20 protein-coding genes are annotated in these 21743 nt (G+C 52.9%); 13 read left to right on the forward strand and 7 right to left on the reverse strand.

Annotation, left to right across the window (positions count from 1 at the left end):
* Positions 1-2 precede the first annotated feature (2 nt).
* The 6 genes from ACFOLF_RS22235 (at position 3) to ACFOLF_RS22260 (ending at position 6460) form a co-directional block, all read left to right on the forward strand.
* Positions 3-1379 (forward strand): extracellular solute-binding protein, encoded by a 1377-nt coding sequence (locus ACFOLF_RS22235; protein WP_210038610.1) that lies wholly within the window; start codon positions 3-5, stop codon positions 1377-1379.
* 71 nt (positions 1380-1450) lie between these two features.
* Positions 1451-2251: a sugar phosphate isomerase/epimerase family protein gene (locus ACFOLF_RS22240; RefSeq protein WP_210038611.1), complete on the forward strand. Its 801-nt coding sequence runs from the start codon at positions 1451-1453 to the stop codon at positions 2249-2251.
* 3 nt (positions 2252-2254) lie between these two features.
* Entirely contained in the window at positions 2255-3133 is an 879-nt protein-coding gene (locus ACFOLF_RS22245) for a carbohydrate ABC transporter permease (protein WP_210038612.1), read from the forward strand.
* Positions 3130-3960 (forward strand): carbohydrate ABC transporter permease, encoded by an 831-nt coding sequence (locus ACFOLF_RS22250; protein ID WP_210038613.1) that lies wholly within the window; start codon positions 3130-3132, stop codon positions 3958-3960. The genes ACFOLF_RS22245 and ACFOLF_RS22250 overlap by 4 nt, the downstream gene beginning before the upstream one ends.
* Positions 3961-4340: 380 nt before the next feature.
* A complete protein-coding gene (locus ACFOLF_RS22255) occupies positions 4341-5291 on the forward strand; it encodes a DUF1861 family protein (RefSeq protein ID WP_210038614.1) in 951 nt (316 codons plus the stop codon).
* Positions 5292-5554: 263 nt separating this feature from the next.
* Entirely contained in the window at positions 5555-6460 is a 906-nt protein-coding gene (locus tag ACFOLF_RS22260; protein WP_210038615.1) for an aldo/keto reductase, read from the forward strand.
* Positions 6461-6552: 92 nt separating this feature from the next.
* Here the strand turns inward: ACFOLF_RS22260 and ACFOLF_RS22265 are convergent, their stop codons facing one another.
* The 3 genes from ACFOLF_RS22265 to ACFOLF_RS22275 form a co-directional block, all read right to left on the reverse strand.
* Positions 6553-7437 (reverse strand): NAD-dependent epimerase/dehydratase family protein, encoded by an 885-nt coding sequence (locus ACFOLF_RS22265; RefSeq protein ID WP_210038616.1) that lies wholly within the window; start codon positions 7435-7437, stop codon positions 6553-6555.
* Between the two features lie 86 nt (positions 7438-7523).
* Positions 7524-7901, reverse strand: coding sequence for an MmcQ/YjbR family DNA-binding protein (locus ACFOLF_RS22270; RefSeq protein ID WP_379113476.1), 378 nt, complete (start codon positions 7899-7901; stop codon positions 7524-7526).
* A gap of 62 nt (positions 7902-7963) precedes the next feature.
* A complete protein-coding gene (locus tag ACFOLF_RS22275; protein ID WP_379113478.1) occupies positions 7964-8392 on the reverse strand; it encodes a cupin domain-containing protein in 429 nt (142 codons plus the stop codon).
* 232 nt (positions 8393-8624) lie between these two features.
* Between ACFOLF_RS22275 and ACFOLF_RS22280 the strand changes: the two genes are divergently transcribed.
* Positions 8625-9272 carry a PadR family transcriptional regulator gene (locus ACFOLF_RS22280; protein ID WP_210038617.1) on the forward strand — a complete coding sequence of 216 codons (648 nt, stop codon included), beginning with the start codon at positions 8625-8627 and terminating at the stop codon, positions 9270-9272.
* A gap of 8 nt (positions 9273-9280) precedes the next feature.
* Positions 9281-11119: an ABC transporter ATP-binding protein gene (locus ACFOLF_RS22285; protein WP_210038618.1), complete on the forward strand. Its 1839-nt coding sequence runs from the start codon at positions 9281-9283 to the stop codon at positions 11117-11119.
* Between the two features lie 180 nt (positions 11120-11299).
* On the opposite strand, the gene ACFOLF_RS22290 is transcribed toward ACFOLF_RS22285, so the two are convergent.
* On the reverse strand, positions 11300-11713 hold the full coding sequence (locus ACFOLF_RS22290; RefSeq protein WP_210038619.1) for an organic hydroperoxide resistance protein: 414 nt from the start codon (positions 11711-11713) through the stop codon (positions 11300-11302).
* Between the two features lie 149 nt (positions 11714-11862).
* Positions 11863-12528, reverse strand: coding sequence for a fumarylacetoacetate hydrolase family protein (locus tag ACFOLF_RS22295; protein WP_210038620.1), 666 nt, complete (start codon positions 12526-12528; stop codon positions 11863-11865).
* A gap of 162 nt (positions 12529-12690) precedes the next feature.
* Here ACFOLF_RS22295 and ACFOLF_RS22300 point away from each other — a divergent pair, with 162 nt between their 5' ends.
* Positions 12691-14241: an FAD-dependent oxidoreductase gene (locus ACFOLF_RS22300; protein WP_210038621.1), complete on the forward strand. Its 1551-nt coding sequence runs from the start codon at positions 12691-12693 to the stop codon at positions 14239-14241.
* A 149-nt stretch (positions 14242-14390) separates the two neighbouring features.
* Here the strand turns inward: ACFOLF_RS22300 and ACFOLF_RS22305 are convergent, their stop codons facing one another.
* Both ACFOLF_RS22305 and ACFOLF_RS22310 read right to left on the reverse strand, forming a co-directional pair.
* Positions 14391-15923, reverse strand: a complete 1533-nt coding sequence (locus ACFOLF_RS22305; RefSeq protein WP_210038622.1) for a sensor histidine kinase — start codon at positions 15921-15923, stop codon at positions 14391-14393.
* The gene (locus ACFOLF_RS22310; RefSeq protein WP_210038623.1) at positions 15920-16606 is read right to left on the reverse strand and encodes a response regulator transcription factor; all 687 of its coding nucleotides are present in this window, start codon (positions 16604-16606) and stop codon (positions 15920-15922) included. Before ACFOLF_RS22310 ends, ACFOLF_RS22305 begins: the two co-directional genes overlap by 4 nt.
* 256 nt (positions 16607-16862) lie before the next feature.
* Between ACFOLF_RS22310 and ACFOLF_RS22315 the strand changes: the two genes are divergently transcribed.
* From ACFOLF_RS22315 to ACFOLF_RS22330, 4 genes are read left to right on the forward strand one after another with little or no spacing between them, the layout of a single operon-like run.
* Positions 16863-19034, forward strand: coding sequence for an ArnT family glycosyltransferase (locus tag ACFOLF_RS22315; RefSeq protein WP_210038624.1), 2172 nt, complete (start codon positions 16863-16865; stop codon positions 19032-19034).
* 51 nt (positions 19035-19085) lie between these two features.
* On the forward strand, positions 19086-20063 hold the full coding sequence (locus tag ACFOLF_RS22320; RefSeq protein ID WP_210038625.1) for a glycosyltransferase family 2 protein: 978 nt from the start codon (positions 19086-19088) through the stop codon (positions 20061-20063).
* A complete protein-coding gene (locus ACFOLF_RS22325) occupies positions 20060-21319 on the forward strand; it encodes a hypothetical protein (RefSeq protein WP_210038626.1) in 1260 nt (419 codons plus the stop codon). The genes ACFOLF_RS22320 and ACFOLF_RS22325 overlap by 4 nt, the downstream gene beginning before the upstream one ends.
* Complete coding sequence (locus ACFOLF_RS22330; protein WP_210038627.1) at positions 21319-21741, forward strand: GtrA family protein; 423 nt, start codon at positions 21319-21321, stop codon at positions 21739-21741. Before ACFOLF_RS22325 ends, ACFOLF_RS22330 begins: the two co-directional genes overlap by 1 nt.
* Positions 21742-21743 lie beyond the last annotated feature (2 nt).

Here is a 21743-nt window from a genome sequence, read left to right on the forward strand (position 1 = left end):
TTATGAAGTGGATGATGGCAAAAACATTCGCCTTATTATTAATTTCCACCCTGCTGGTTACGGCTTGCGGAGTATCGACCCATAACAACAACGCCAGCGTGCAAACTGCGGCATCCGATGGTCAGTCCGCCAACACTCCGGCAGCGCAGCCCGCCGATTCATCGGCGCCGCAGACGCCGGCCGAGCCGGTCACAATTGAATTCTGGCATTCCTTCTCGGGAGAATTGGCGGATAAAGTAACGGAGCTGCTGGCGGATTTCGAATCCACCCACCCGAATATCAAGGTCAAGCCGGTGGCGGTTCCTTACGACGCCATGCTCCAAACCATGCTGTCGGCGGTGGCGGCCAAGAAGCCGCCCGCGGCTGCCCAGATCGAAACGACGCTGATGGGCCGCTTGGCGGCGGACGGAGCTTTGGCTTCAATCGCCGATCTGCTGCCCCAGGATGCGGCGGCGTTGTCGGATGCGATCATTCCAAGTATCCGAGACGCCAATTCTTACGGCGGCAAGCTGTATACGGTGCCGATGGGCTACAATTCCAATGTGCTCTATTACAATAAAAAAATGATCGAAGATGCGGGACTGACCCCGGATGATCTGCCGAAAACCTGGGATCAGTTGATGGAAGTATCGAAGAAATTGACCCAGGACACGAACAATGACGGCAAACCGGAGGTTTATGGCTACGGCTTTCCGACCAGAGCGCCCTGGATTCTCGAAGTGCGGTTGTGGCAAAACAAGGCCGAGCTGTTCGACGAGGCCGGCACGAAAGCGATGTTCGATTCCCCCGAAGCAGTTAATACGTTCAACAATTATCTGAAGCTGGTGGATACGAAATCCACGATTATGGTTTCCACGGATACGGCGGTCAATGAGCTTACAGACATGTTCGCAGCAGGACAAATTGCGATGTTCGAGCAGTCTTCAACCGCTTTCCTCGGCATCGCCGGCAAAGTGAAGTTTGATCTGGGCATGTCGCAATTCCCGACGATGGGAGAGCAGGTATACAGCCTTGGCGGTTATAATCTCGGCGTTTTCGCTGAAGCGCCGGCGGAGCAGCAGCAAGCGGCGGCCGAGCTTGCGAAATGGTGGGCAAGTCCGGAAGGTGCGGCGAAGTGGACAAGTCTTTCCAATTATATGCCGGGCATAACGGCGGCTTGGGATACGGATACGCTCAAGAACTGGCAGAGCGAAGACCCGCGCCGGGGCTTCGCTTCCCAGCAGATCCCTAATGCCCGCCCCCGTCCCTCGCTGCCGGATTACCCGGAAATCTCCGAGCTGCTGGCGGATGCGTTCGAAGCCAGCATGCTAGGTAAAGGCGATCCCGGGCAAAACCTGCAGAAGGCTGCCGGCGAGGCGAATAAAATTTTAAGCAAGTAAGTCCTATTAGCAAACAGCAGTCCCGGGCAAATTCCCGGGATTGCTCATTCCAAAATACGGAGGTTGCAGCAATGAAAATTATACCGTCTGTCGCGATGTCAATTATGAATGTGGACAAGATCCGCTCCTCTTCTTCTTTTATCCAGGCATTTGAATTATCGGTGGATTTCTCGATGGACGAAGTGTCGGACGCCTATCTTGAGGAGTTGAACGGTCTGCGCAAGGAAGCCGGTATTGCTTATACGGTCCATGCTCCGTTCCGCGACGTCAATATCGCTTCCTTGAACAATACGGTGTTTGAAGCGGCACGCATGGATATGATGCGTTCGATGGAGGTTGCCGCCCGAATCGGAGCGGGACTGGTCGTCGTGCATCCCGGTATTACCGGCTTTTTCCCGGAGGATCGTTGGACGGAGATGAAGCGGCGCGAGCTGAGCGTTTTTGAGGAAATGGGAAAATTCGGCGGAGAACGCGGCATTCAGGTCATGGTGGAGAATCTCCCGAAGATGAACGTCCATTTTGAGGATACGTGGACATTGGACGGCATTATCCGGGTGCACGACGAATGGGAGTCGGACGTGAAAGGCGTCTGCTTCGATGTGGGACACGCGTATCACGCCAATCTGGACGTGGCGGAAGCGGTGAGAAGGCTGGGCAGCCGGATCAAGCATCTGCATGTGCACGATAACCATGGAGGAATAATCGACGAGCATCTGCCAATCGGTCAGGGAACGATTCCCTGGGATGATTTCTTCGAAGCGTTGGAGGAAATTGGCTTTGAAGGCTTTGCTGTGTTTGAGTTCGGCCCGGCGGAGCGGCAGCGCGAGGCTGTTCAGCTGCTGGAAGACCGGATGCGGCAGTTCCGGGCTTAAGTTATGGCGGGGATGCGATTCTACCGCTGGATGCCATTTGTATTTGTCGTGCCGTCCATTGCGATGCTTGCCTTGTTTGTCTTTTATCCGACGTTTAACGCAGCCTGGACCAGCTTGACCGACTGGAACGGCATTGCGAAAAATCCTGATTTCATTGGTCTGCAAAATTACGCGGAGCTGTTCGGTGACGAGGATTTTCTCGGGGCGCTGCTGAACACATGCGAGTATGTCGCGCTCTCGCTTCCGGCTACGCTTGTGCTTGCGGTTGGAGCTGCACTGCTTATTGAAAAAACAAGCGTGATATCGACAGTGCTCCGCATGACCTTTGCCATTCCTTTTGTTGTGAGCATCGCCGTCACATCGGTTGTATGGGTTTGGATCGTCGATCCCAATTTCGGCGTATTAAATTACGCCTTCGACCAATTGGGCTGGGAGAAGCAGAAATGGCTGAATGAGCCGGGGATGGCGATGGTTATGGTCGCTATTCCTTCTATCTGGCGGCAGTTCGGCTATTTTATGCTTATCCTGCTCGCGGGGCTCAAGGGGCTGGATGTATCTTATCAGGAAGCGGCCAAGGTGGACGGCGCCTCCTACTGGGTCCGTACGCTGCGGATTACGGTTCCCCTGCTCGGACCGCAGCTGTTTTTTTGCCTCGTGCTTGGTGTTATAGACTCATTCCAGGTATTCGCCCAGGTCGATCTCATGACACATGGCGGGCCCCTTAACAGTACGAATGTGGTTGTCTATTATCTGTACAAGCAGGGCTTCGAATATTTCCATATCGGCTACGCTTCCGCGATCGCGATGGTTCTCATGATTTTGCTCGGGATTCTTACATTCGCGCAGCAGCGCTGGATCGGATCGAAGGTGTTCTATCAGTGAGTGCATATGCTGGACCATTCAGAACATGGTTGTCGGCTGTGGGAAAGCTGCTTTTGGCGGTGCTGGTCGCTTTTCCGATTATCTGGATGGTATTGACGTCGCTTAAGACGCAGCCTGAGGCGGTATCATGGCCTCCGGGCATTTTGCCGGAGCATTGGCAATGGAGCAATTATGCTTCAGTGAACGAGGCGGGAGCATTCGTCCGTTGGTATCTCAACAGCTTTATCGTGGCTATTTCGATTATTGTCTGCAATCTGGTGTTCGGTGTCCCCGCCGCCTTCGCCTTTTCGCGGGCCAATTTCCCCGGTCGCGGCATTCTGTTTTTTATTGTGCTCAGCACGCTGATGATTCCCGGGGAAATACTGCTCCTGCCCTTGTTTATTTTGCTTACGAGGCTTGGCTGGATCGACAGCTATCCCGCATTGATCGTACCGTTTGCGGTTAACGGGTTTATTGTTTTTTTGCTGAAGCAGTTCTTCGATTCAATTCCGCGGGCTTTGGAAGAAGCTGCGATTATCGATGGCTGCGGCCCGTTCCGCTTGCTGCGCTGCGTATTCATCCCGTTATCCTTACCAGCGCTTGCGGTCGCTGCTTTCTTCTCTTTTATCGGCTCATGGAACAGCTATCTATATCCCCTGATGATTACACGCACGGAGGAGATGCGCACCGTCACGGTGGGGCTGTCGCTCTTCAAGAGCGAATTCGGCACCAATTGGCCGCTGCTTATGACGGCTTCGACGTTGATTGCACTTCCTGCCGTAGCAGGCTTTCTGTTTATTGAAAGGCATCTGAAGGATACAATGGCGATCAGCGGCATCAAGGAATAAGGACGTATATATCTATTACCAGAATGCAGGCATAAAGGTTCAGTCTCCTCTTGTTTGCGGTTAAGCCCGGGAGTAATCCAGTCAAGGATTGTTCCCGGGCTTCTTCTTGGGGAGAATAACCGGCCTCAGCAGAGGGATTTCGTCTGGTTTATTTTCTTCGCAGCCAGAAATACGGGCTTTTTTGGTGGTATCATTGCAGCTGAGGCTGGATGACTTGGAACGGCAGAACCCAGTCGCGTATATGATGAAGCATCACTGCCTTTCTGATGGAGCATGCGCCAGAATGTTTAGACGGAGCGGCAGAAAGCGGTTTGTCAGTGGGATCATCAGCAATGATAGCATCGCGGTTAAGCGTGAACGGTTACGGAGGGACGGGACGTATGCTGCTACAACAAACGAAGGTTCAAACCTGCAGGGACCTGCTGCAGCAATTTGAGAATCATGAGCCTGCAACGGGCGGAGAGCGGATCCGCTTCGAAGGTATCGAGGGCCGGGATGTGTATAACATATCGGCTGTTTTTGCCGACCGGGAAAGTCTCGTTATCGCAGGGCGAGTGGAAGGACGCAGCACGGAATTTTCGGAGGTTATTTTTTTCCGCAAGGAAGGCGAGGTCTGGAAGCCCCATCCGGATTATCCGGTTTATGAGCTGCAGGATCCCTTCTTTACACGAATCAAAGGGGAACTGATCTTCGGCGGCGTAAGGGTTATTGCCGATCCGCTGCATCCGCACTGCATCGTGGCTTGGGTGACGGAATTCTATCGCGGTGCGGATATCGCCTGCCTGCAGCATTTTCTCAGCGGTCCATACCATATGAAGGATATTCGTCTGATCGAGCTTGCGGATGGAGAAATCGGTGTGCTGACCCGTCCTCAGGGCTACAAAGGCGGCAGAGGACAGATCGGCTTCGTCAAAGTCGGCCAGCTCGAAGATGTAACCGCTTATCTGATCGGCGAGGCTCCCGTATTCGAGGATCAATTTGCCAGTACGCAGTGGGGCGGCGCCAATGAGGCGCATCTGCTGGACAATGGCCTTGTCGGTATACTCGGTCATATCGCCTCCTTCGATGAGGAGGATGGCAGCCGCCATTACTATGCCATGACCTTCGCCTTCAACCCGGACACCCTGGAGAAGACACCGATGAAAATCATTGCCCGGCGGGGGAGCTTCCCCACAGGGCCCGCCAAGCGCCCCGATCTTGCCGATGTCATCTTCAGCGGCGGTCTGGTGCGCAGGGAAGGCGGCTTGGCGGATCTCTATGTGGGAGCGGGGGATGCCGCAGCGTATAGGATTGAAATCGCGGATCCTTTTCTGGAATACGAGCAGTTGTAAGCAGCGGCGGGTCAGGACGGCATCTGCCGGCCCTGAATCAGCAGAGCGGATAAGACAGCTATTCATCCATTCATGCGCTTGATGTGTTATCCATGTTGAACGATTTTCGCGATGCGATGACCCGTAAGACGCATCTGGAAGCCCCCTCAGTCGGAAAAAGGGGCTTATTCCGGGAATAATCCGGACAAGGATTGTTCATGGCACTTGGACAAGGGTATAATGTAAGGGTATTCAAGATCCGAATCAAAGGAGGAATACCGAAAATGGAAAAAGCATTGCTTGGCCGGACGGGCCTGCAGGTGACAAAGCTTGGTTTTGGAGCCATGGAGATTCGCGGTCCCCGGGTATGGAACGGGCGCCCCGTAGCCGATGAGGATTCCGAGCGTATTCTGAACGCTGTGCTGGACGCCGGCATTAACTTCATTGATACCGCGTACGACTACGGCAGAAGCGAGGAGCGGATCGGCAAGTATATCAGCCATCGCCGGAATGAGTATTTCCTTGCAACCAAATGCGGATGCACCTTGGTGGACAAGGGTGATCACGACGAGACGCCTCATGTCTGGACACGCGATAATATCCTTCATAATATTGAGACCAGCCTGAAACGGATGAAAACGGACTATGTCGATCTGCTGCAGCTGCACGGGCCGACAGTGGAGCAGACGGAAGAAGGCGGACTCGTCGAGGCATTGAAGGAAATCCAGGCCTCGGGCAAAGTCCGCTGGATCGGCATTTCATCCTATTTGCCCCATCTCCCGGTCTACATAGATACCGGTGCGTTCGACACCTTCCAGATTCCATATTCCGCCCTGGAGCGTGAGCATGAGAATCTTATTGCCAAGGCAGGCAAAGCTGGCGCGGGCATTATTATACGCGGCGGCGTAGGACAGGGCGAGCCTGGAGCAGGTCGCGGTTCCCAGGACCGCTGGTCGGCATGGGAAGCGGCGAAGCTGGACGAGCTTCTCGAAGAAGGAGAGAGCCGGACAGGCTTCCTGCTGCGTTTTACTTTGTCCCACCCGCAGCTCTCGACAACGATTGTAGGCACCAAGAATCCGGAGCATCTGAAGGAGAATCTGCGTTTTGCCCAGCAGGGTCCGCTTGCTGATGATGTCTATGAGGAAGCCAAGAAACGTTTGACTGAGGTAGGGCAGGCCGCGAAGGTTTAAACGGAATGGATGACGGTCCGGCAGCGCCGTAAATATAGGAGAAATAACCGGTCTAAACACAGGGTTAATGTGTCTGGCCGGTTATTTTTTGTCTATTTTGCCTGCCCGGCAGCAATCTCCCGGATCAAATTCGGCATCCAGCCGCGGAGCTGCTGGAACGAAAAGCCGGCAGCTTCGGCTTTGGCCGTGTCCATATACCAGGGCTGGGGAATGCCAAACGGCGACATATGCATGTTATCAGTCTCGCTCAGGATATTCGCCTCTTTGCCCACGGCCTGCGATATAAGCGTCATGATTTGTCCAGGGGACAGCTCCCCGTGCGAGCAGGCGTTGACCGGCCCTTCCAGATCGGAACGGCCAAGCCAGAAGAGAAAGGAGGCAGCCTCATCCGAGTTGATGAACGACATTTGCGCATTCAGGTTTGGTATTCCGACGGGCAGCCCCTGCTCAACATGCTCAATGTGAAAATGCAGCCGCCGCGTGTAATCATCATGTCCCAAAACAATGGGGAAACGTACAGCCGCCACCGGAAACGGCGCTTTTTGCAGCAATACCGCTTCAACCAGCCGTTTTCCTTCAGCATAGTCCGCGTTCGCAGGATAGGGCTCCGGAATAGGATAGGTGTAGGGGTCAAAATCACTCTCTTTTTTTCCGGGTTCTCCGAAAGGATACACACTTAATGATGAAGTTGCGATATATCTTCCTGTGCGCCCGGCAAACAAATTCACAGCTTCCTCCGCCTCTTGCGGCGTGAAGCAAATGTTGTCGTAAACAACATCATATTCCGAGGTACCCAGTACAGCGCGCAGAGCGGCCGGGTCTGTACGATCAGCCTGGAGCCGCTTCACCGAGCTTCCGAATGAATCGGGAGTAAGCCCTCTTGTTACGATGGTCAGGTCGACCTGATCATGGATCAACTGTTCCACTAACTTTTTGCCGAAAAATCGTGTTCCGCCCAAAATAAGCGCTTTTTTCATCGTCCACACCTCCTGAAATCAAATTTAACCATGCAGCCAGTCGTTTTCATAGATATATCGTTCAGCCCATCATGACTCACAGAAGGTTATATCGATTTCTCTTCCATCACTTGCTTGAACAGCCGCTTGGGCGCGGCGCGCAAATAAGCTTCCTTCAACTGAATGCCCATCTCTTCCCAGTCCTCGGGATTGCTGACGGATACCCAGCCGTGATGGCCGATATAGGGAGGCCTCGTGAAACGCTCCTGCTGGATCAGAATCTCCTGATTCTCCAGATCCGACTTGAATGTGATCCCGTAGTCGCTCATGATGATAAACGATTTGTTGGCTACCTTGAACGTCGTATGCCCATGCCCATCGATCAACTCGGCGACCTCAGGCAGCGCCTTGCAGATCTTGCGCACCTGCTCAAGCATTCTTACTCCCCCAGGCGTTTTCATCCCGCTCAAATCATGCTTCATCATAGCCCTCCTCGTATAATTGCTGCTCCCGCTCCAAATACATGCTGCCGTATCTGCGACCCGTCCTACTCAAGCAATTCGGAACCGTACCGTTCGAATAGCTGCTTCATGGATTCCGGATCCCGCTTGTCTGCAGCGTGGATGGCATCAATCAGCCCACTAATCTGCGCGGTCATGATAATGAGGTACCGGGCAGGCTCCGGTTTCGGATTCCAATAAGTGTGCGCTGTCCCCCGCGGGACCATGACAGCGTCATTGGCGGAGGCCTCAATCGCCGCATCGCCAATCTGGAAGCCGAGCGTGCCTTCGAGGATATACCACGCTTCATCGTCGTAATGATGCAGATGGAGCGGAGCGATGAGCTGCCGCTGGGTCTGGTCAGGCGAAGTGCCTGAAGCTGTCCACTCGGCAAGCACCAGATTGGAGCCGGATGGCGCCAGAGCCTGTCCGGCAAGAGGTGCGGCAAGGAAGTCAAATTCTGAAGAATGGGACAAATAAATGCCTCCTTTTGAGCGATCTATGAAAAATCTGTGAGCTTTCTGTCAGTTTGTTGTGCAGCAGAGCATCATGAACCGCTTTCTAACTATAATTTACCAGAGAAGGTGAACGAACTCTACCCGTCTGCCGGCCGGCATTGTAATTAATGTCGTTATTGACACAATACGATATATCGTTTATTTTTATATTACGATATATCGTATTCGCTAACAAGGGAGAGATTGAACGATGCGGAATGAGCGGTTTAATCATTTTTTTGAACATAGGGGCAGGAGATACGAAGAGCATGAGGGGCGTGGAGGCAGGGAGGATGGCGGCGAAGGCCGTTTCCGCAGCTCCAAACGGTATTTTGGCCGGGGAGGCGTCAAATATGCGCTGCTCCAGCTGCTTACGAAGGAGCCGATGCACGGCTATCAGATGATGAAAGCTCTGGAGGAGCAATCCGGCGGCTTGTATATTCCGAGTGCAGGATCTATTTATCCTACCCTTCAGATGCTTGAGGACCGCGAGCTGATCGCGGCGGCGGAGAGCGGCGGCAAGAAGGTATACCGGATTACGGAGGAAGGCCGCACGATGCTCAGCGAAAGCCCCGAGCCGGAGCGGGGCGCATGCGGCAAGGGCCGGGAAGGCGAAAGAGGAGAGCGGCACAGGGGAGAAGAAGAGGATCTGCACCGGCATGAGCGGTTCCGCAGAAAGCTGGGTCTAAGTATAGAATCGTATGAAGTGCTGCGGCAGCTGATGAGGGCGGAACGATCCGCAGCCGGCAGTGAGGCGAGGCAGCAAGAGCTTGCCGGAATGGTTGCGGATATGAATAATCTGTTAAAAGCTTATCTGGACTCTGGCGCGACAGATGCCGGGCCCGCCGATACGGAGTGATGGAAAGAATGGACAATTTAGCAAGACGACGAATAAGCATGCAGCCTGCCAAACCGAATCCCGGCAGCATCTGGAGCATGTATAAACGGATGTTTTTCCATATTCGCGGTCAGCGTGGGCTTATCCTTGTGGCCTTCTTCTCGATCCTGGCCGTTTCCCTGCTGGCTTTTGTGATTCCGCAGATTACGCAGTATACCATTGACCACGTTATTCCCGGCAAGCATTATATGACGCTGGTATGGATTGCATTGGGTATCCTGGCCGCCGCAATCCTGCAGGGAATCTTTAATTATTCGAGCGGCATGGCGATGGCTTCTATCGGCCAGAAGGCCGTACTTGATTTGCGTCAGCAGCTGTACCGGCATTTGCAATCGCTGGATGTCGGCTTCTTCGACCGAAGCCGGACCGGAGATCTGATGTCGCGCGTAACCAGCGATGTAGGGATGCTGCAGCAGCTGGTATCGTCCGGCATGATGTCGATCGTAACGGATTTGTTCACCTTTGTGGCTGTTCTTGCCTATATGCTGTGGGTGGATTGGCAGCTGACCGTCATCATTATGATTACCTTCCCTGTGATGATTCTGACGACGCGGTTCTTCTCCAAACGGATTCGCGCCGCATCCAAACGGATTCAGGAGTCGGTTGCCGAGGTGACCAATCATCTGCAGGATACCCTGTCCTCCATCCGGCTGATGAAGGCCTTCTCCACGGAGGACTACGAAACGGAGCGCTTCGCCGTTCGTACCCAGGCGAATATGGGGGCGAATCTGGCCGCCGTGAAGCTGCGTTCGGTCTATGAGCCGATTATCGACATGATCAACTTCGTCGGGATGGCGGCCGTCCTGATTTATGGGGCCAAGCAAACGATGGACGGGGCTTTGACCGTAGGGAACGTCGTTGCTTTTCTCGCTTATCTGCGGCTCCTGCAAAATCCGGTCCGCCGCTTCAGCCGGACGCTGAATACCATTCAGCAATCGGCGGCAGCTTACGAGCGGATAGTGGAAATCCTCGAGACGAAGTCCCAGGTGGTGGAGAGTGATCATGCCCGGGAGCTTGACCGCGTTCACGGCCATGTCCTGTTCGATGATGTAAGCTTTGCCTATCAAACAGGTCCGAAGGTGCTGGAGCATTTTAATTTCGAGCTGCTGCCCGGCAAAGTTACCGCCATCGTCGGTTCTTCGGGAGCGGGCAAATCCACCATCACCCATCTGATCACCCGTTTCTACGATCCGCAGCATGGGAGCATCACTATTGACGGGCATCCGCTGACACAGCTTAGCCTGAGCTCGCTGCGGCGGCAAATGGGAATTGTTTCCCAGGATATCGTTCTGCTGAACGGGAGCATTCGAGACAACATGGTGTACGGGAAGCCGGAAGCGACGCCGGCCCAGATCGAAGCGGCTGCACGCGCCGCTAACGCCCATGATTTCATCATGTCGTTCCCGCAGGGCTATGATTCGCAGATCGGGGAACGGGGAGTGAAGCTCTCCGGCGGCCAGAAGCAGCGATTGTCCATCGCCCGGGCGATTCTGAAGGATCCCCGGCTCATTATTCTCGATGAAGCGACCTCCTCGCTTGATACGGAATCGGAGAAGGCCATTCAGGACGCGCTGGAGCATCTGCTGGAGAACCGCACGTCACTTGTCATTGCCCATCGTTTATCAACTATTCAGCGGGCAGACCGGATCTATGTCCTGGACAAAGGAAAGGTCGTCGAGGTGGGCACGCATCAATCGCTGCTGGAGCAGGGCGGCAGGTATAAACAGCTCTATGAGCTGCAGTTTCCGCAGAAAGAGGAGCCGCAGCAGCCTGTGGAGCACCGAGGCAGGAAATTATCCCGGACATGACAGGATAGCCGGACCGGTGGTGTCGTTATAAGAGAACCTTCTGCGGAAAAGCGTTCTGCTGCAGGGCTGACTATATAACATGCGGTATTACTGCTGTAAGCTCAAAAGAAAGGCTGTATCCTCTGGCGGGTCGATTACCCGCTTGAGGATACAGCCTTTTGTCAGCTGCCGCGTATAAGATCAGGCTTGTGCCGCTCCAACTTTAAGCTCCACATCAATATTGCCGCGTGTAGCCTTGGAGTAAGGGCACATTTGATGCGCCGCTTCCGCAAGCTCCATCGTCTGCTTCTCATCGAGACCCGGAACAGTCACGGCAAGAACGGCGGAGAGCTTGAAGCCGTCATCGTCCTTGTGAAGCCGGACAGTTGCAGTAACCTCCGATTTCTCCGTTTCGATCCCCTTGCCCTTGGCAATGGCTTTCAACGCGCTGTGGTAGCAGGCCGAAAATCCGGCTGCAAACAGCTGCTCGGGATTCGTTCCTTCAGCACCTTCCTTGGGCTGAGTGGTTTTCAAATTCAAATGACCATCGGAGGAGCGGACAACGCCTTCCCGGCCTCCGCGTGATGTGACATGCGCAGTGTAGATAACGCTCATAGTAATTCCTCTCCTTTCATTATGTAAGCACGCTTCTATATTACCCTACTTGTCCGTTGTGCAAACCTTTGAGCCGCACTCTTCATATTTATTTAATATCCTGAATTAATCATGGGATTAAGATCTTTTCTTTACATAGGATTAACAGTTTATTGGTTTAAAAACTTAACTTCAAAGGAACCCAAGGTTTGCTCCCCGCCTGCGGCAGCAGAGTCCAATCCAGTGAGCCTCAGCTCCACCGAATCTCCATCATGGATAGCGCTGACGCCGGCCGGCGTGCCGGTATAAATAATATCCCCCGCATCCAGTCCATAGGTGCTGCCGATATAGGTAACCAATTGTTCCACAGAGAAGGTCATGTCATTCGGGTTGCCCGTTTGGACGGCTTGTCCATTGATATGGAGACTGAAGCGCAGAGCTGCGATTTGCTCCAGACTGGAGACGCTGTGGAATTCGGAAAGAATAGCGGAGCCTTTAAAGCCTTTGGCCAGCAGCCAGGGATGCTGGTTGGCTTTTAAACGGGACTGCACGTCTCTTGCCGTCCAATCGATGCCAAGGGCGATACCGTCAATAAGCTCGCCAACTGGCTTGCCTGGGTCGTAAGCCGAAGAGATCCGGAGCACCAGCTCGGCTTCATAATCGATAATGCCGATATGGCCGGGCAGCTCAGCCGTTCCATGGGCCGGTCGAAGGGCATGCGTCGGTTTGGAGAAGAGGATGGGCTCTTTCGGCACATCATTGCCCAGCTCCTTGGCGTGAAGGGAATAATTGCGCCCCACACAATAAATATTGCGAATCCAGTCAAACTCAGACATGGTTCATTCTCTCCTTTGCATAAACACGATTTGTTTCATTATACCTTAAGGAGAGGCTGTTTTCATCGCAATATCCGCCATCTTTACATAAAAGAGGTTAAATCTGTAAACCCTATCCGCGAACAATAGAGTGGGGCTGCCCATAGACCGGAGTGATGACAGATGTTAATTACAAACCAGCCATTAAGAGAGCTGCCGCAGCTACCCGAATCGTATTGGCGCCATTCCATACAGCTTCCCGATTACCCGAGGCTGGAAGAAGATACATCGACGGATACCGTCGTTATAGGCGGGGGAATCGCAGGAATAACGACAGCTTACCGGTTGGCTGAGGCGGGCGTCAACGTGGTGCTGCTTGAAGCGGATTCCCTTCTTGGCGGAACCACCGGGCATACGACAGCCAAGCTGACCGCCCAGCATGATCTGATCTACGCCCAATTGATCAAGGATCTAGGCGAGGAGCAGGCCAGATTATATTATGAAGCCAACCGCGATGCTCTCGATTTTGTCAGGCATACGATCAAGTCGCTGGACATAGATTGCGGTTATTCCGAGCAGGATGCATACCTCTATGCGCAAACGGTCGATACGCTGACCAAGCTGCATGACGAAGCCGAGGCGTATGCCAAGCTGGATATTCCCGGCGGCTATATTGACAAGATACCCCTCGATGTGCCGACCCATGGCGCCATTGTGATGCATAATCAGGCTCAGTTCCATCCCCTGCAGTACTTGAGCGCTCTACTTCCCCGTATCACAGAGGCGGGGGGACGCATTTATGAGCATACCACGGCGGTGGATGTGGAGAATGGAGAGGAGCCTGTTGTCATCACCAAAGACGGGCATCGGGTGAAAGCATCCCATGTGGTCGTTTGCTCGCATTATCCGTTTATCGACCGGCATGGTTTTTATTTTGCCCGGCTGCATGCCCAGCGTTCCTATGTACTTGGAGTACGCATGGCGGATGAGGAACCATTCCCGGAGGGCATGTATCTGAGCGCCGACGATCCGAAGCGTTCAATCCGTACGGCGTCTACGATGAATGGTGAGAAGCTGGTTCTGATCGGCGGGGAAAACCACAAGACGGGACAGGGTCTGTGCACAATCCAGTATTATGAGGCATTGCGGGATTATGCGGTAAGGCACTTCAACGTGGCCTCGATACCGTACCGCTGGTCCGCCCAGGATTTGCTGACTCTCGACAAGGTGCCGTATGTGGGAGCTGTCACCTCGGGCATGCCTAATGTCCAGCTTGCCAGCGGCTTTGGCAAATGGGGAATGACCGGCGGAACGGCTGCTGCGATGATGCTGAGCGACAGCATCGTCGGGCGCGGCAATCCCTATCTGGAGCTGTATACGCCTCAGCGTTTTCACGCCCGTGCCAGCATGAAGAACGTGATATCGGAGAATGCGAACGTGGCCAAGTATTTGATCGCCGGAAAGCTGGAGATGGTCCATAAGCATGTCGAAGAGCTCCCGCAGGGGGAAGGCGGAGTCGTATCGTTCAATGGAAAGCGCGCAGGCGCCTACAAGGATCCTGACGGGATACTTCATCTGGTTGATACAACCTGCACCCACATGGGCTGCGAGCTGGATTGGAACAATGGCGACCAAAGCTGGGATTGCCCCTGTCACGGCTCGAGATTCTCCTATGACGGAGAGGTTATCGAAGGACCGGCGACCAAAGCGCTTAAAAAGCTTGGCTCCGATTAAGGATTAAAGCATACTGCGGGGGTTAAACCGCTGCTCCCGGGCAATATCAACTTGTCATTACCCGGCCTGCATCACAGGTTCTTGACTTCAACCCGGTCAAGAACCTTATGTTATAACAAAAGGCTGGGAATCTTCCCGCAGCATCTGCTTTACTGCTGGATGACCGGAAAAATAACATCAAATTCGGATCCATGACCGATGCGGCTGCGTACGGTTATTTCCCCGCCGTGCGCCTCCACAATGGATTGCGAGATGGAGAGCCCGAGACCCGCTCCGCCGTATTTGCGCGCCCTCGAATGATCGCTGCGGTAGAACCGCTCAAACAGCCTTGAAAGATGATCCTCATCAATGCCGACACCGTTATCCCGAATGGACAACCTGGTACGTTCACCCTCATGAATCAACCGGATTATGATGCTGCCTGCCTGCGGATCCGTATGCTGAACGGCATTCTGGAATAGATTCAGAATAACCTGCTTCATCTTGTCCGAATCGTATTTCCCGCAAATTTCCTCTGTCAATACGTAACGCACCTCACGGTCCCCCGCAAGCATTCGAAGCTGAGGCTGCATCTCCCGGATAAGCTCGGTCAACGAGATGTCCTCGGTATGAATCCGGGAATCCTGATCGAATTTCGCCAGAACGAGCAGGTCCTCGACGAGCTTATTAATCCGTTTGGACTCACCATGCATGCTGGTTAACGCACCGTTAAGCTGTTCGGGGTTGGCTGCCGCGCCGCGGAGCAGCACTTCAAGAAAGCCGTGGATAGACGTTAATGGCGTGCGAAGCTCATGGGAAGCATCCGCTATAAACTGTCTCATCCGTTCCTTCGCTTCCTTCTCCGCTTCGAATGAGGTCTCCAGCCGCCCGAGCATACTGTTAAAAGAACGGGATAAACGGTCGATTTCCTGCTGGCCCTGGTTTTGAGGCAGCCGCTGGTCAAGCTTGCCGGAATCTATCTGCTCTACCGTGCTGATCATCCTGGACAGCGGAATCAGTGTGCGCCTCAGCACAGGCGCATATAGCGCCAAACCGCCGGCCAGTGCTAACAGGGATAAAAAAATAAAGGTTAGCAGCTGCTGCATTAATGTCCTCATAATGGGAGCCGTCTCCGTACCCATCTGAACATAATCTTCCGAATCCGGGTTGTTTGGCAATCCCAGATGACCTGCGATGACAAGCTGCTCATTACCGTTCGAATCCCGAACCAGTTTATAGTCGGTTCGTCTCCCTTTCCCTCTAAAGCCGTCCCGGGCAAGCGATTGAAGATCTCCCAAACTCAGCTGCGGAGCGGGAATTCCATTATCGGCCCCGGCATCAGTCACGGTACCGTCTTGATTAACAATGACAATGGAAGTGCCGGGCATCAAGAATAAAGGACGATTATTCAGCGGCATGTCATTTCTATCCGTATTCGAGCTTTGACCGGTGTCCCCGGGCCTGCTCGGGTCATCGTTCCTGTTCATTAAACGCGCAATTAGATCCTTGGGCAGCATCATGATCTGAGCATGCATGGATTCGGCTTTGCTGCGGTAGAGCAGATCCTTGGTCAACAGAAATTGCAGGAAGCCGATGAGCATTAGCAGCGCAGCCAATATGAACAGGGAACGGGTCAATAGCTGGGACCGGAGCGAGCGGGAAGAGGCCAGTTTATTGGAGTACCGCTTAAATTTGGCGATCATATCAAATCCACCCGATAGCCCGCGCCTCTGAGCGTGCGAATGAGCCGATGCTCCTTGTCGCGCAGCTTGTCCCGAAGCGAACGGATATAAACTTCCACGATATTTTCTTCCCCGCCAAAATCATAACCCCACACGCGATCCAAAATCATCGTTTTACTAAGCACAATTCCATGATTCAGTACCATGAACTTGAGCAGCTCATATTCCGTAGGCGATAAGGCAAGCGGTTCTTCACGGTACTTGATTTCTTTCCTCCGGTCGTCAATCTGGAAGGGGCCGTGAACCACTTCACCAAGCAAATCGGGAAATTGATTGCGCAAGCGCGCTCCGATTCGGGCCAACAGCTCTTCAAAGTTAAACGGTTTAACGAGGTAATCATCTGCACCCAGCGTTAGGCCTTTGACCCTGTCTCTGACGTCGTCCTTGGCGGTTAGCATAATGACAGCGGTATGATCAGCTGTTTCCTTGATTCGCTTACAGACCTCGAAGCCATCCATACCCGGCATCATCACATCCAATATGATGACATGCGGGGCGAATTTCTCCAGAGATTCCAGGGCAGCATGGCCATCAGGAGCTGTCTTGACTTCATACCCTTCATTTATCAATCCCATTTCCAGAAATTGCAGTATATGCGCTTCATCGTCTACAAGCAATATTTTGACCCCTTTAATTGCTTTCATCTTGCTAACCTCCTGAACGCCAGCCGTTATTTCTTCTATTATGGCCTAACTTGCTGAATTTTGTCTGAATGCGGATGGCTCCGTTATCGAGCAGCAAAAGGGCATTCAGCGAACATTCAGCGATCATTCATGCAGACTTCAGTTAGGGCAGGCACAATGAGAGCAAGCCAAGGGGGAAGATAACCGGGATCACGATCCTTTGGACCAAACAGAATTATATGAGCAAATCGTGAATTCAGGGAGTGAACTCGTACTAATGAACATAACATCTAAATTTCGTTTGGATATCCCTTTAACTTTAATTGTCCTGTTGGCTTTATTCTTGAATGTCTACGGAATATGGAATGATCAGTATGCGAACACCTACTATACGACTGCAGTCGCAAGCATGCTGCAAAATTTTCATAACTTTTTCTTTGTATCGCTTGATACAGCAGGCTTCGTATCGGTGGATAAACCGCCTCTGACATTCTGGATTCAAACACTAAGCGCGTATATCTTTGGTCTTCACGGCTGGAGCGTCATTCTGCCTCAGGCGCTATCAGGCGCAGGTTCCGTCATTCTGATGTACAAGCTGGTTAAACAGCCCTTCGGACTGGCGGCTGGCAGGATCAGCGCCCTCGTCATGGCGAGCACACCTGTGGTCGCATCGGTAAGCCGTACCAATAATATCGATAGTATGCTCGTGTTTGCTTTACTCATCGCAGCATGGCTGCTGTTAAGTGGTATCAGGAACAATCGGATATGGAGCCTGATCGGTGCTTTTGCGATGATCGGCCTGGCCTTCAATATGAAGATGATGCAGGCCTATATGGTCCTGCCGGCTTTCTTCTTCATCACGCTCATAGCCTGGAAAATCAACAGGAAAAAGAAGCTGGGCGTCTTGGCCGGAGCCAGTGCGCTTATGCTGCTTATCTCGATGTCTTGGGCTCTGATCGTTGATGCTGTGCCGGCTGGCAGCAGGCCTTATGTCGGCAGTAGTCAAACGAATTCCGTAATGGAGCTTGCGTTTGGCTACAATGGCGTTTCCCGTCTAACCGGTGAACAAGGCGGCGGAGGAGGCGGAGGCGGCCCACAAGGCGGCGGAATGATGGGCGGTGGTGGCCCACAAGGCGGCGAAATGACGGGAAGCGGCGGCATACAGCGCGATGGTTCAGGGGGACGGGGCCAGCAGAACGTCGAAGCAAGCGGCAGCGATGCGGCTCAATCGCCGCAGCAAGGCCAAGCGGATGGAAGCAATGGCACGCAGGGAGGGTCATCTCCCGGTGAAGACGGCGGAGGCTTCGGGCAAGGGCAGGCTGCAGGCGGCGGATTTGGCGGCGGCAGCCAGGGAGGATCCAGATTCGGGACAGGTCCGGCTGGACCTCTGCGGTTGTTCCAATCCGGATTGTCCGGTCAAGCAAGCTGGCTTCTTCCATTCGTGGCGTTCGCCTGCATCGGATTGTTTGCTAATCTGCGCAGACGCCATTTTACACAGCAGCACAAAGAAGCTATGTTCTGGCTCGCCTGGCTTGTTCCGGCGATGGGATTCTTCAGCGTAGCCGGATTTTTTCATCAGTATTACTTAATCATGCTGGCTGCACCGATCGCGGCTCTTGCAGGGGCAGGCTGGAGGGAGCTGGTCAATCTATATCGTCAATCAACTGGCTGGACTGCATGGCTGCTGCCGGCTGGAATCCCGGCTACAGCGAGCTTCGAGCTGTACATTATGCATCCTTATGACGATACGATCGGAATCGGCTGGTCGATATTGGTGCTGGCAGGCAGCCTCTTTGCTTCAATTCTTCTGATTGTAATGAAGCGTGTGGAGCGCGCTGCACGTCCGGCGGCATTGATTGGATTATTCATGCTGCTCGTTGGCCCGCTGTACTGGGCTGCAACACCAATTGCGTATGGACAGGACAGTATGCTTCCGCAAGCAGGACCAGGCAAAGCGAATAGAGCCGGAATGCCTGGAGGCATAGCCGCGGATGGAAAAATGGGCGGAGGAATGAATGCCGCCGGAGGCTTCGGGCAAACTTCGACCCTGGACGGAACGTCTCTGCAATATTTGCAAACTCATAATACGGGTGAGATTTACTTGTTTGCAACGACAAGCTATACAACGGCTGCTCCTTATATTATCGAATCCGGCGAGAAGATCATTATAACGGGCGGGTTCTCCGGCTCTGATCCGGTCTGGTCTTTGGATGAAGTGAAGTCGCTTGTTCAATCCGGCAAGCTGAAATATTTTATTGTAGGCGGCCGCGGCGGAAACTCGGAGGTGCTGCAGTGGATCCAGGAGAACGGAACCGAAATACCGTCCTCGGAATGGCAGAGTACGGGTACAGGATCAAATCAGCAGATAGCGGGCACGACGGATAATGATGCTAATGATTCAGGTCCCCGCGGCGGAGGAGAGACGCTGTATGAAGTTTCTTTGAGTTAACTATGCCTGTAGGAAATGGACATAGCCAAAACAGTTTAGGAGGAGAATAGAATGAAGAGCAAAATCCGCTATTCCGTTATTGTCCCGATGTATAACGAGGAAGCTGTCATACAGGAGACCTGCCTAAGGCTGAAGTCTGTGATGAACAGGACAGGAGAAACGTATGAGCTTATCTTCATCAATGACGGCAGCAGGGACCGCAGCGCAGAGATCATTCGCGAGCACAATTACTGGGACCCTACTATTAAGCTAATCGATTTCTCCCGCAACTTTGGACATCAGATCGCAATCACAGCCGGTATGGACTATGCCGCAGGAGACGCGGTTATTATTATTGACGCCGATCTGCAGGATCCCCCGGAGCTGATACTGGAAATGATCCCAAAATGGCAGGATGGTTTCGAGGTTGTCTATGCGAAAAGAACGAAGCGCAATGGCGAGTCTAAATTCAAGAAATGGTCTGCTAGCCTGTTCTACCGGGTGCTCAAGGCTTCTACTGATGTGCCGATACCCGTCGATACCGGCGATTTTCGCCTGATGGACCGGCGTGTGGTGAATGAGCTGAGGCGGCTGCCTGAGAATAACCGTTTTGTGAGAGGCTTGGTCAGCTGGGTTGGCTTTCGCCAAACCGCACTGGAATATGAGAGGGATGAACGGACTGCAGGTGAAACCAAATATCCGCTGAAACGAATGATCAAGCTCAGCCTGGACGGGATTACATCCTTCTCCTTCAAACCGCTTAAATTGGCAGGATACTTGGGCTCCATGCTGTCGGGGTCGGGTTTCCTCTACTTCATTTATGTGCTTTACATGGCTTTCTTTACGGATGTGACGATGAGAGGCTGGCCTTCCATCATTGGCGTTCTGCTCATCTTTAATGGTTTCATCCTGCTTATGCTTGGTGTACTGGGGGAATACATTGGGCGGATATACGATGAGACCAAAGGAAGGCCGTTATATATCGTCCGCGACAGCTACGGGATTGCCAGTCAGGACTGGCCCGCCGGCCAGCGGGAAAAGCCGTTATGAATGATCCGCTTGAATTGGAAAGCATCGCGGACAAGCGCAAGTTTGCCGGATTCGTTATTCTGCTCGTCCTGTGCGCAGCAGCTGTAAGACTTGCACTGGCAGAGCAGTATCCGGGTTTTATATCCGATCAAAGATTGTTCGTACAGTGGATGGAGTCGGTCCGGGATCTCGGACTCGGCGGCGCCTTCGCGGCAAATGGCCAAATTAACTATCCGCCGCTGTTTCTATGGATTATGAGTCTGTATGGCGATTTGCTTCATGCACTTGGTATCTCCGCCAATGCGGGTTCGGTTTCCTTTAAATCTCTTCTTATTCTTATTGATCTGGCTGCCATTGCGCTTGTGATAAAGCTTGCTTCAAGTGTGGGCAATTATAATTGGCGCTCTTTCACTATCGTGCTCTTCGCGCTCAATCCGGCCTTGATGACCGACAGCGCAGTCTGGGGACAAGTCGATATCCTGCATAGTATGCTGATGCTGCTTGCCGTTATCTGGCTGCCTCGGCGACCTTTCATGAGCGGGATAATATTTGCTTTGGCGATGCTGACCAAGTTCCAAGCCATAACCGTATTTCCGGTCATTGGGATATGGCTCCTGACTGGTCTTGCGAAGGAACGGAAATTCCGTCCGCTTCTGATGTGGGCTGCAGGCTTCGTTTGTCCCTGGATCGCGACACTGGGCTATTTTGGCGCAGCCGGCAGTTTGGGGAAAATGATCAGCCAAGCCTATACAGATGCCGTAGGCTTCTATACATCTGCAACGATGAATGCCATGAATATTTGGTTTTATGTCATGGGGACCGATCCGAATACCCCTGATACGGAGTACATGGCAATCGGCATTACCATCCGGAATTTTGGATTTCTGTTATTATTCCTCGCGGTGGTCGGAATATGTCTTTATATCTATCGTTCTCGGGAAGAAAGCATCACTGTCCTTCTGAAAGCATCAGCGTCACTATGCCTGGCATTCTTCATGCTTCCTACTGAAATTCATGAACGCTACAGCATTCCTGCCCTTGTGTTTACCTTGCTGGTGCTATTGAAGGATAAGAAGTGGACACTGCCCGCAGGGCTGCTCACATTGACGGTTCTGATGAACCTGATCATCGTTCTGGATGACAACGTCAATTACGGGACCGGTGTTTGGATGGCAATCGTAAATCTATTCGTCCTGCTGTGGATGTTCCGATCGCTGTGGACAGGAGCAGGAAGAGATCCAGTACCGGCTGCAGCAGCTAAAGCGGGTGATGCTTAATGCGGCGAATCATTTTCTCCAGGTTCATAACTGTCGTTAAGTTCGGGTCGGTTGGGATCATTAATACAGGTATTGATCTTGCGGTGTTCACGGCATTGACCGCACTTGGTGTCTCTGCTGTGCCCGCGCAAGTCATTTCCTACAGCTGCGGAGTTCTGAACAGCTATTATATGAACAGGAGCTGGACGTTTCACAAGAACAAGAAAGCGCCAGGCCAGGCTGTACGGTTTGCGGCAGTGAATCTGGCTGCACTCGCTGCGACAACCGTGCTGCTGATGATTTTACATGCTTATACATCTTTCTCACTGCTGGTATGCAAGATTGCCGCAACCGTCTTCAGTGTCGGTATTAATTATATCGGCACCCGGTACTGGGCATTCGGCAATCAGCATCGTTCGTCGCAAAATACGCTTCGGGAGTGATC

The organism is Paenibacillus sepulcri (assembly GCF_042647105.1).
Classification (GTDB): Bacteria; Bacillota; Bacilli; order Paenibacillales; family Paenibacillaceae; genus Paenibacillus_Z; species Paenibacillus_Z sepulcri.